Source organism: Pseudomonas sp. 18.1.10 (assembly GCF_024655625.1).
GTDB lineage: Bacteria > Pseudomonadota > Gammaproteobacteria > Pseudomonadales > Pseudomonadaceae > Aquipseudomonas.
Genome location: NZ_JANLGL010000034.1, coordinates 32,228 through 41,791, shown reverse-complemented (window position 1 = coordinate 41,791; position 9,564 = coordinate 32,228). Strand labels below are relative to the sequence as shown.

The 9,564-nt window shown below is 49.8% G+C and carries 11 protein-coding genes; 5 read left to right on the top strand and 6 right to left on the bottom strand.

The window, feature by feature from the left end:
• Positions 1-189: 189 nt before the first annotated feature.
• A complete protein-coding gene (locus NUV89_RS08760) occupies positions 190-504 on the top strand; it encodes a DUF3509 domain-containing protein (RefSeq protein WP_207039954.1) in 315 nt (104 codons plus the stop codon).
• On the opposite strand, the gene NUV89_RS08755 is transcribed toward NUV89_RS08760, so the two are convergent.
• From NUV89_RS08755 to NUV89_RS08745, 3 genes are all read right to left on the bottom strand, one after another.
• Entirely contained in the window at positions 501-989 is a 489-nt protein-coding gene (locus tag NUV89_RS08755; RefSeq protein WP_124527359.1) for a phosphate-starvation-inducible protein PsiE, read from the bottom strand. The genes NUV89_RS08760 and NUV89_RS08755 overlap by 4 nt on opposite strands.
• A 120-nt stretch (positions 990-1,109) precedes the next feature.
• Entirely contained in the window at positions 1,110-1,292 is a 183-nt protein-coding gene (locus NUV89_RS08750; protein ID WP_257780980.1) for an antitoxin, read from the bottom strand.
• A gap of 166 nt (positions 1,293-1,458) precedes the next feature.
• Positions 1,459-1,719: a DUF6124 family protein gene (locus tag NUV89_RS08745; protein ID WP_308220189.1), complete on the bottom strand. Its 261-nt coding sequence runs from the start codon at positions 1,717-1,719 to the stop codon at positions 1,459-1,461.
• 589 nt (positions 1,720-2,308) lie between these two features.
• Here NUV89_RS08745 and NUV89_RS08740 point away from each other — a divergent pair.
• Positions 2,309-2,575, top strand: a complete 267-nt coding sequence (locus tag NUV89_RS08740; RefSeq protein WP_026136726.1) for a YebG family protein — start codon at positions 2,309-2,311, stop codon at positions 2,573-2,575.
• A 131-nt stretch (positions 2,576-2,706) separates the two neighbouring features.
• On the opposite strand, the gene NUV89_RS08735 is transcribed toward NUV89_RS08740, so the two are convergent.
• Positions 2,707-3,162 (bottom strand): helix-turn-helix domain-containing protein, encoded by a 456-nt coding sequence (locus NUV89_RS08735; protein ID WP_017736196.1) that lies wholly within the window; start codon positions 3,160-3,162, stop codon positions 2,707-2,709.
• A 296-nt stretch (positions 3,163-3,458) separates the two neighbouring features.
• Between NUV89_RS08735 and NUV89_RS08730 the strand changes: the two genes are divergently transcribed.
• A complete protein-coding gene (locus NUV89_RS08730; protein WP_257780981.1) occupies positions 3,459-3,893 on the top strand; it encodes a hypothetical protein in 435 nt (144 codons plus the stop codon).
• A 926-nt stretch (positions 3,894-4,819) separates the two neighbouring features.
• Positions 4,820-5,056 carry a hypothetical protein gene (locus NUV89_RS08725; RefSeq protein WP_017736198.1) on the top strand — a complete coding sequence of 79 codons (237 nt, stop codon included), beginning with the start codon at positions 4,820-4,822 and terminating at the stop codon, positions 5,054-5,056.
• Positions 5,057-5,313: 257 nt separating this feature from the next.
• On the opposite strand, the gene NUV89_RS08720 is transcribed toward NUV89_RS08725, so the two are convergent.
• Together NUV89_RS08720 and NUV89_RS08715 are read right to left on the bottom strand one after the other, a co-directional pair.
• The gene (locus NUV89_RS08720; RefSeq protein WP_017736199.1) at positions 5,314-5,988 is read right to left on the bottom strand and encodes a heavy metal response regulator transcription factor; all 675 of its coding nucleotides are present in this window, start codon (positions 5,986-5,988) and stop codon (positions 5,314-5,316) included.
• A 497-nt stretch (positions 5,989-6,485) separates the two neighbouring features.
• Positions 6,486-7,832: an OprD family porin gene (locus tag NUV89_RS08715; protein ID WP_026136728.1), complete on the bottom strand. Its 1,347-nt coding sequence runs from the start codon at positions 7,830-7,832 to the stop codon at positions 6,486-6,488.
• Between the two features lie 401 nt (positions 7,833-8,233).
• Between NUV89_RS08715 and NUV89_RS08710 the strand changes: the two genes are divergently transcribed.
• Complete coding sequence (locus tag NUV89_RS08710) at positions 8,234-9,511, top strand: TolC family protein (RefSeq protein WP_081609223.1); 1,278 nt, start codon at positions 8,234-8,236, stop codon at positions 9,509-9,511.
• The last annotated feature ends 53 nt before the right edge of the window (positions 9,512-9,564 follow it).

Below are 9,564 nucleotides of genomic sequence, written 5' to 3'. Positions count from 1 at the left end.
GCGGTATGTCAGCCAAGTATTCATTGACTGGTTCACCGCATTCGCGAGCAAGCCCGCTCCCACAGGTTCGCTGTACGGCACGGCCCTTGCTGTACAGAAAATGAGGGAAATGGCCGGTGGTCAGGCAATGCGAACTAATGCCGACAACGGTCGTCAATGACTGCATGTTCTTATCAGGCGGTACGCACCATGGACAATCCTTTTCAGATCATCACTGACACCTTCACCCCTGAATACCGCGTCAACCTGAGCATCCAGCGGCTGGATGGCAGCATCATGCTCACCCTCTCCAACGAGGCGGGCGTGGTGGCCAAGCGCATGATCAGCGCCGAGCAACGCAACGACCCGCAGCGGCTCAAACGCCTGGTGCAAAGCATCCAATTTGGCATCGCCATCGAACAGGGCCACAGCGCCATGGAGATCCTCGCGGTGATGACCGATGGCGACCACAAACTGTTGCAGCGCCCGCCGGCGCGAGCGCTGCCCTTCAGCGTCGGGCTTTAAAGCTCGCCTTTCTCGGTTTCCAGGTTCGCTTCGCCTTTGCGACGCGGGCCATCAACCTTCACCGAGGGGAACGCCGACGAGGCGTAACGCACCACCAGGATCGAGAACGCCAACAGCAGAATCCCACCGCACAGGTAGATGATGCCTACGTCTGGCGGGTTGTGGTGGGACACGTTGGAGATCAACAGGCGCGTCAGCGCGGTGATCGCAACGTAGATCAGGAAACGCACGGGCATGTGGTTGGTCTTGAAGTAAATCCCGACCATCGCGCCCAGTTCCAGGTAGATGAACAGCAGCAAGATGTCATCGATCTTGATGTGCCCGTTCTCCAGCATCCCCAGAAATTCCATCACCGCCGCCCAGGCCGTCACCGCACCAATAGCGAACAGCGCCAGGTAGTGGAACGATTCGACAAACAGGTTACCCAGGGACTCGGCCAGTTCATGCACGTTCTGGCGCAGCCTTTCGGCCCAGTTGATTTTCACGATGATGCTTCCTTAGGTCGGCTCGACCGGATAATGCGGGTTGGACGTGACGGTTGTTCTGCATGCAGAAAAAAGGCCAGACACTGCAGAGTGAGATGATGGCTGAATGATACGAGGCACTTAATCGGATTGTTGTATTGGCAACTTGGCTGCGATCAACACATGCATTTCGTGCATTACTTGTTCATGAGAGAGGCCTGGACTGGTGTCATCCAGAGTCGCTTGCACCTTGGCTCGGAACCAAAGTTCGTAGGATGACGCGCAATCTTCAACCTCAGGTGGGTCGGGGAACTCCGTTTCCATAAGCTATGAACACCCCCCATGTGGCGAGCGAGCTTGCTCGCGCTGGGGTGCGTAGCGCCCCCAAAGTCTTCCCACTGGATTTACCTGGAAGAACACAATTGCCTGAAAAGGGCTGCTTCGCAGCCCAGCGCGAGCAAGCTCGCTCGCCACAGGTATTCGGCCAGCGTCAAGCTGGCGCGACTTGCTCCAGCGCTCGGTCTACCAGCAAGCCGCTCATTTCCACCAATTGGTGAATGGCAAACACCAGGCTTCGCTGCGGACCTTCAAGGTCGAATGCCAACGTACTAGCCAATTCACGGGCGCTGCTCAAGCTCTCACTGGCATTGGCCAGTAAAGCTTCTGTATCCGACGCGGGGGTCACGTTAAAAAGCGTAACAGGCGGCTCTGAATCGAATTGCTCGGCACAACTGGAAGTATTTTTTCCCATGATGCAACTCCGGTAGTTATCTGTTGAGTGCTCCTTCGGAATCGAGCCGCCAAACTCGGCCCTGCGCTCGCAGGGACGGCAAAAGGTAAGCCTGCGCCGGATTACTCGGCAACCTCATCGTATTGTGAGAAATTTCCGGCGTCGCAAACCTGTATTTACGGGCTACAGTAAAAAACTGCTACCCAAACCCCACGGTTTGGCTTACCCTTTTAGCTGTATATAAATACAGTAGTCGCAAAAGACAACTATCGTGAAGGCATGTGAGGTGGTGAATGGCCGTCGAAGTGGTATACCGCAGCAGCCGAGATCTGGAGCGTTTGTATATCGTTTTGCGGACTAGCGGACTGCCTAGATAGGCCATTGGTCGGGGTAGCTGCATCTAAAACTGCCGTAGTATCAGCAGCCTACGTATCCAGATGGAGAAATATTGTCCTTCGAAACCAATTATCCTGCCTAGTTTTCGCTTTTGCCACCCTGCCTAGTTAGCTCGTAGGGCTTTAGCGCAACAGTTCGCAAGATTCATCGGCCAGCATTTGATTTGAACAAATGCTTCCTCATACACGCTGGACAGACAGACGACGAGGCCAAAATGGCAGTTGAGACTCTTTATCGCAGTACCCGAGACCTGGAGACTACTTTTGTGGACCGCAAACTCGCTGATGCGCATGATCAAATGCTTGAGCTGGCGGAGCTGCTGACGGACACACTGATGAAGCATGTACCGGGGCTATCTGAGAAACACGCAGAGGATGTGAGCATCTACATGGCTAAAAATCGCTCAGTGTTTGCAGCAGCTTTCAAAAACAATGTGGGCGCTTTGAGCGAGCTTTCTGAAGCCACTGGTACTGAAGGATGAAATAGGTCAGAGCCTTCGAACGTGATTGACCGTTTAGTAAGCGTTTGGAGCTTATGCAAACTAAGCTCCAGCATAATGGGAATGTTTGGAATATTTTTAAAATTACAACCCCCTCGGGAGTGTTTGGTCGCTCATCGCTTCAGCCAATAACGGTCGACTGTGGCGCGACTGACACCCAGTCTACGAACGATCTCCATTTTTGCTAATCCTTCGGTTTGCAAAGTCTGGATGGCCAAACGATTATCTTCTGCCCGCTTTCCACGTACCCCGCGGCTCGCACCATGATTGATAACACTACTCAGCAGGCCAGCTCCGACAAGTCGGTTTAAATCACGTTCTTGCTGATGCCGATAGGCTTCAAGGTCGATACCAACCATGCGCGCCTCCACAGCCATAAGCACAAGGCTGAGGGAGATGCCTAGGCATTCGCATAAAGAATAGAGTTTGAGAACAGAAATGGCCAGGCGTCCTTGTTCGACCTTGGCAAGATGATCTCGATTTAGGACTTGTGCACAGCCCTCTCGACTGAGCCCAGCAGCAACCCGGACTTCCCTTATGACCTGCCCCAAAGCCTCCAAATAATCCATCTCTCTTCCGTGTACTCACAAAAGAGAGAATAAAGCCACGCTTTGACGCATCACATCGTGGGGGTATAAAATGCATATATAGCGCGTAAGCTTGGAATCCTCATCCTTCCAGGAACGTTCTACAAATCCTCAAACACTCACAACGCAGTCGAGATGAGTCCTGCGATACCGAATATTTTTCCACTGTGAGTGTACGAGCGGCACGGACTGAATCGGGAATGGGTTGGCAATTGATATACATACTTGACCCTGCAGAACGTAAAGTTTTCACTAGGACACACTGTGAACTAGAGGGGGTGGGATTTCTTATCACCATTACCTCAGCCCAGACAGGGATGAGTGATCGCGCTGCGATGGTCAGCTGTGCGTATGAACTTCAGTACTATATGAATGCTGCTCCTGACGTTGTCATCAGTCACGTGCAGATGCTGTGCCCACCAGCCCTGACCCGTTCCGGCAGATGGAGTTTGGAGGACCTGGACCAAATTATTTGCTTCCAAGGCATAGCAACTCAAGAAAGTGCTGTTGTATATCGCACCTCTCGCGGTGTTTACAAAATGGGAGAGCTGGACCTTCGCAAAAAAAAGACATCACAGGTGTGGTTCTCGAAAAAGCGCTTGGAAAATCACCGCCCTAGGATATCAGTGCCGGCTCCCAAATCAGCCAATCACCAGATGTACGCTCCCCTCTACCTGAGGCGCAAGTCGACGATCAGTCCCAAGTTCGCTTAAGTCTCCTGGCTCCTTACCGAGGAGCTTTCTGATGTCAGATTTCAAACGTGCCGCCGAAGCTCTGTCGGATGCCCGCGAAATTGTCGTATGTTGGCGCCGATTGAAAACTGACCCAATGGGTCAGTTTTCGGTCAGCGGCAACAGATTAGGTTGGATTTTACTTTCCTGGACGCGCCTATTGTCTAGTCGCGGACTCGACAGTGGTTGTTATGGTGGCCTCCTCCCGTCAGTCAAAGTTTGTTGTTAGAAGAGGATTTTCTCCTACTTTGGTTAACGCTTTATGTGGTATCCACGATAGCAAAAGGGTCAAAATAAGGCCCAAGGATGGGCTGATGTTAGACACTTTTTTGTTTGAAAAAGGATTGGTTATCTGGTTCGCACCGCACGCCACTGGTCTTCCTCTAGATGATTCGCAGTTGCAGTGACATCGAGTATGCGGAAGAAGGCCCCGATAGGTAGAGCACCTAATTATAAAACTCAGCAGCTTAGCGTATGTTTAGGATGTCAATTTTTTATTATTAACAGAAGCCATTTATCATTCTGGAAATATCGATATTCAGAATATTCGAATTTCTTGACTTCGGATATGCCTAAGAGTGAATCTTCATTCGCTGTTATCCGTAAACAGGCTGAACAGGCGAAAAACTATAAGGATTTTGTCTTTGGGTAATTAGTCGGAATAGGCGGCAATTTAATATCAATGACTAATTTTCGAAAACGCTCTATTGACGAGCTTGATATTATAAGCGATGCTTTTGAGAGGCTGGTAAACAACGTGCCCCGTAATCATAAAAATTTAGAAATGCAGCGCAAAGCCAAGGTAGAATTCACGTTGTCCGCCGTAGACGACGAGACTGGTAGGTCTCGATCCCTCATAGCTTGATCAAATACTAAATATTATTAAGTGAGGGATATAGTTTTAAAAAATGGAAAAAGAAAATTGCCTCAACGTGGTGAGGCTGCCAAAAAAAATTGAAGAGATAAAACAAGAAAACATTGATCTTAAGAAGCGCTTTGAGTTAGCACTTGAGTCTCAGACCCAGATGCTGTTCGAGAGAACAAGAGCTGAGCGGGAGGCCGGGAAGTGGCTGAAGGCTTACAGATCTTTACAAGACCAACAACAAGGCGGCAGTAAGATTTTCTCTGCAGTATTCGACAAGTAATTGCCCTATGGCGGCGCCATTTCGATGATGTCAATCTCAAAGTAGTGAATCTGCGGAGCGCCACTTGGGAGCATGAATTTGGCGACATATTAAAATTTAAGGCTTTCCTGACTGCTCTGCTAAAAACACCCTCCTGAACGAACACTTTTAATAGTCTGAATTTGAGCGCTTTATATTGCTACCAAGGATTTTGAACGGGGCATTATTTGAAAGCATCAAATATTATTCGCACGTTCATTATTTTTAATAATGTAAATCTAGCGTTTTTCTAGAACATATCCCACGCCTCTAAGTGTGTGAATTAACTTACTCTCAAAAGGGTCGTCCATCTTGGCTCTAAGTCTTCTTATGGAAACCTCAACGACATTAGTGTCGCAGTCAAAATTCATATCCCACACTTGAGATATGATTTGTGTGCGGCTCAGAACAATGCCCGTATTCCGCATTAGATAGTGCAGCAGAGCAAACTCCTTTGTTGTCAAGTCTATACGCTGACCATCTCTGAACGCTCTGTGGCGGCTTTGATCCAACTCAAGGTCAGCTACGCGAATAATTTCTACAGATGCAGCACTATCCGACCTACGCATCAATGCGCGAACTCGAGCAAGCAATTCGGGGAATTCGAAGGGTTTAATTAGGTAGTCATCAGCTCCATTCTCCAAACCTCTGACTTTATCGATTAGTCGGCTGCGGGCAGTGAGCATCATAATACGCGAAGAGCAATCTTTCCGTCGTAATAGTTCTAGAACTTGCCAACCATCCATCTCTGGAAGATTGATATCTAGAATAATGAGTTCGTACATGTGCTGCTTGGCCAGAAATAGCCCGTCAGAGCCGGTATGTACGCAATCCACTACATATCCGCACTCAGTGAGGCCCTGGCGTACATATTCAGCAGTTTTTACTTCATCCTCAATTACCAGAATTCGCATTGGATTTTGTCTCGATATTACTCAGCAGTTTTAACCACGCAAGTGCGCAGTCATCATTGGGGGGAATGGTAAATCAAAACTAACTGTCCGTGGCTTAAATAACAGACTTGTAATTGTTAAGCAATACGCTTGATAACCTCGCAGGTTAATGTGTCGCCATCTGGGTTTGTCAATTGCGGACCCTCCCCCATTAGGTGAATTTACCTTATGAAATATTGGGTTGTTCTATTTGTCGTGGGCGCTCTGTTCCGTTCAGATGATGGGGTCGACTCTCACGTTGAGGACGTGGGCCACTGGTGCAGCCATGAACTCCATCGGGATGCCATGCACATCCTTGAACAGGTATTGGAATTTTAGTAAAAAAAAAACGCCCCGAAGGGCGTAAAATATTCACCTTTTACCAAAGGAGCATTTAAGCAACTCAAGGTGAATTCGTTGAACTAGCGATTTGCTTTTCAGAAGTTCCGGCTGGAGGAGTAGCAGAGCAACGCAATGGCTTATAGTACCGAAAGTGGGTATTCAACGATCAGGCGCACTTCATCCAAATCCGATTCGAAAGCAGTTGCTCGTGTATTTGCTTGGCGCAATCTCAAAGAAAGGTCTTTGGCAGCTCCTGTTTGCACTACGTATTTAACCTCAATGTCACGCTCCCAACGTTTCTGATTGGTGAGCGGATTGCCATTGTCATCGGTACGCATGTAAAACTGATTGGCATTAGAGTAGTCCGCGCCAGAGCCTTTGGCATAGCGAGTCATGAACGAAAGGCCTGGAATACCGTAGTCGGTCATGTTTAGGTCGTAGCGCAGCATCCAAGAGCGTTCTTTTGGCGAGTTGAAATCGCTGTACTGAATTGAGTTGTCGACGAATATCGAGTCTGATTGACGTAAATAGTCGAAATCGTCATCGCCATTGTTACGCTGATGCGACAGTGCGAGGGTGTGTGCACCATACCTGACGCCGAGCTTGGCGCTCCAGATATTATTATCGAACTCACCCAAACGTTTCTTGCCTTCGTCAACAGCTTTATAGTAATTAAAGCCGCTGATCAGGGTCAAATCATTGCTAAGCGGGTAGGAGACGCTTGTCCCGGCGTAGTATTGATTCCATACATCTTTTAGCTGGCTGGCATAGAGACTTACAGTAACACTGTCGTTGACCTTGTAATCGCCGCCACCGTAACCGATCCAAGGCGAGTTGACTGGGCCGCCATAGAAGGTCACGAAGTTATCGTTCAGGTCGCTGGATACTGGTTGGCTCATCGCGTGTAGTCTACCACCCTGCAGGGTGAGGCCTTGCATGCTGGTGTTTTCAACCGTTACACCGCGGAAGCTTTCTGGCAGTAGACGTGCGTCTCCTGATGCAACGACTGGTGTCGCTGGGAAGACATCACCCAATTTCACTACGGTATCGAACAGGCGGACTTTGGCAGCCCCCCCAACCTTCGTGTATTCATCACGGGCCTGGCCCTTTCCATCAACTGGCAACACATCGAAGGAGCTTCGGCCGCCGTTACGGCCATCGCCTGTATCGAGCTTGAGGCCGATCATAGCGAAGGCATCTAAACCAAAGCCGACGGTGCCTTGGGTGAAGCCCGAGTTGAATTTAGAAATTATCGCATGCGCCCAAGCTTCAGAATATCCGTTGGTGTTTCCCTTGCCGCTATTGAACGTTGGCGCAGAAGAGCTGCGATTATCACGATTGAAATAGAAGTTTCGGTTTAAAACAGTGAGGCTGCTACCGTCAATAAAACCTTCTGATGACTTATCTTCCGCGTTTGCTATAGCTGTATAGCTTATGGAAAAAGCAGAAGCTGCCAACACACACAACGGTACTTTAATTTTCATTTGATGCCCCTTTGATTACGGCAGCTTTTATTTTGATTTACCGACACGGCTATATTTTTTTTGTGGCCCGGCCGGGCACCTGCGTAGGACCTGACATGATAGTTGCAGATCAAAGATAACGGATTGGTGATAGAAAAATTACAATTTGGCAATCTAATTGTTATCTGTCGTATTTAAGGACGTTTTGTAGCTGCGGACTGATTTACTCAATAGCTTGTCCCGTGCGCAACTGGGCGGGAAATTTTAATGTCGAACGTACTTTCTAACGAAATTGTAATTTTACAGCCACCCCACTGATAGCGATCGCTGATTAGAGTGCCATCACCTGATCCAGTGGAGCTTGGCGGCTGTAAATACGTTCTCGCCAAGCTTTATCAAAGTTTGTGCACGAGGACCATAAAGTGCCCTGGTATAATCACAACGTTTTATCTAAAACCTCTGTCTTTGTCTTTCCCTTGAGAGCCATTGCATTCTGTACGCTCCTTTCAGGAGCGATCGTGCCAGCCGCATTTGCTCAGAGTATTAGCCTGGCCGAAGCGCTTTCCACTGCAATGGATGCTAACCCCGATCTTGCAGCTGCGCGTCAGGAAATCGGCATCTCGGAAGGAGTTCGCAAGCAAGCGGGACTCATCCCTAATCCTGAAATTTCGTATGACGTGGAAGACACCCGTCGTAATACAAGCACGACCACAGTCACCCTTAGTCAGCCTTTAGAGTTGGGTGGCAAACGAAGTGCTCGTATCGAAGTTGCCACCTACGGTCAAACCGTCGCGCAGCTAGAGCTGGACCGACGAGTCAATGGTCTTCGTGCGGATGTTGTCCAGTTTTTCTACGCCGCCTTAAGGGCTCAGACAGGCTTGAACCTGGCAAAACAATCTTTGGAGCTCACCGAACGCGGTCTGCGCATAGTCGATGGTCGGGTGCGCGCCGGTAAGTCCTCACCGGTGGAGGCTACGCGCGCCCAGGTGCAGTTGGCTGAAGCCAAGTTACAGGTAAGGCGCGCTGAAACAGCGAAGTCAACGGCTTACCAGCAATTGGCCCAGGTAATAGGCAGCTCGGCTACTGCATTTGATCGTCTGGACTCGCCAAACCTATCTCCCGGCATTCCGCCGCAGGCCGCAGAATTATTGGCGAAGCTTGATCAAACTGCAGAGATGCGACAGGCGCTTGCTCAAATAGACAAGAGCGATGCCTCACTCGGGTCGGAAAAGGCCCAACGTATCCCGAATCTCACTGTGAGTGTGGGTAGCCAATATGACCGGTCTGTTCGCGAGCGGGTCAACCTCGTGGGGCTGTCGATGCCTTTGCCGCTCTTTGATCGTAATCAGGGCAACATTCTTTCCGCTTCTCGCCGCGCAGATCAGGCCCGAGACCAACGAAACGCTGTAGAGCTAAGGCTACGCTCCGAAACCCAAACCGCAGTTAACCAGTGGGCTACCGCCATGCAAGAGGTCGAGTCTTACGACAAGACGATTCTGCCTTCAGCTCAACTGGCCGTGGATACCGCAACGCGTGGATTTGAGATGGGCAAATTCGGCTTCATCGAAGTGCTGGATGCGCAGCGCACCTTGATAGTCGCTCGTGGCCAGTACCTCGACTCGTTGGCGGCTGCAACCAATGCGCGTGCGCAGGTGGAAAGGGTTTATGGCGACGTCGGATCGAATGCCAGTTTTCGCTGAACGCCTAGACATTTTCCTCGGTACGCGTCTTTGAATAAGCCGCTACCTACGAT